Below are 1,077 nucleotides of genomic sequence, written 5' to 3' on the forward strand. Positions count from 1 at the left end.
CCGGATGGCGTTGAGCCTGGTGATCAGGGGGGTGATGGTGCGGCCTTCGCGTTCGGCCCGTTCCCAGTCGCGGGGGCGCAGCTGGTACTTCTCGGAGTCGAGGTATTCCTCGCTGCCGGGGCGCAGGGGGGTGTTCTCGCACAGTTCGTAGCCGCTGTAGATGCCCCAGGTGGGGGAGAGGGTGGCGGCCAGGACGGCGCGGACCTCGAAGGCGGCACGGCCGCCGTGCTGGAGGTAGGCGTGCAGGATGTCGGGGGTGTTGGCGAAGAAGTTGGGCCGCATGTAGGCGGCCGCCTCCCCGGACAGTTCGGTGAGGTAGTCGGTGAGTTCCTGCTTGGTGTTGCGCCAGGTGAAGTAGGTGTACGACTGCTGGAAGCCGATCTGGGCCAGGGTGTGCATCATGGCCGGGCGGGTGAACGCCTCCGCCAGGAAGATCACGTCGGGGTCGGTGCGGTTGATGTCGGCGATCACCTTCTGCCAGAACACCACGGGTTTGGTGTGCGGGTTGTCGACCCGGAAGATCCGCACTTTGTGTGCCATCCAGTGCCGCAGGACGCGCAGGGTCTCGGTGATCAGGCCGTCCATGTCGGCGTCGAAGGCGATGGGGTAGATGTCCTGGTACTTCTTCGGCGGGTTCTCGGCGTAGGCGATCGTCCCGTCGGGGCGGTGGTGGAACCACTCGGGGTGTTTGTGCACCCAGGGGTGGTCCGGCGAGCACTGCAGGGCGAAGTCCAGGGCGATCTCCAGGCCGAGTTCACCGGCCCTGGCCACGAAGCGGTCGAAGTCCTCGATGGTGCCCAGGTCGGGGTGGACGGCGTCGTGGCCGCCCTCGGGGGAGCCGATGGCCCAGGGCACGCCGACGTCCTCCGCTCCGGCGGACAGGGTGTTGTTGGGGCCCTTGCGGAAGGTCGTGCCGATGGGGTGGATGGGGGGCAGGTAGACGACGTCGAAGCCCATCGCGGCGATCGCGGGCAGCCGGCGCGCGGCCGTGTCGAAAGTGCCGTGCGGGCGCTGCGGGGTGCCCTCGGAGCGGGGGAAGAACTCGTACCAGGAGCCGTACAGGGCCCGTTCGCGTTC

Annotated in this window: 1 pseudogene; it reads right to left on the bottom strand. The window is 68.3% G+C overall.

Going from position 1 to position 1,077, the window contains the following annotated elements:
* A pseudogene (locus tag AQI70_RS29895) lies at positions 1–1,077 on the bottom strand (alpha-1,4-glucan--maltose-1-phosphate maltosyltransferase); the annotation flags it as partial.

This window comes from Streptomyces curacoi (assembly GCF_001513975.1).
GTDB lineage: Bacteria > Actinomycetota > Actinomycetes > Streptomycetales > Streptomycetaceae > Streptomyces > Streptomyces curacoi.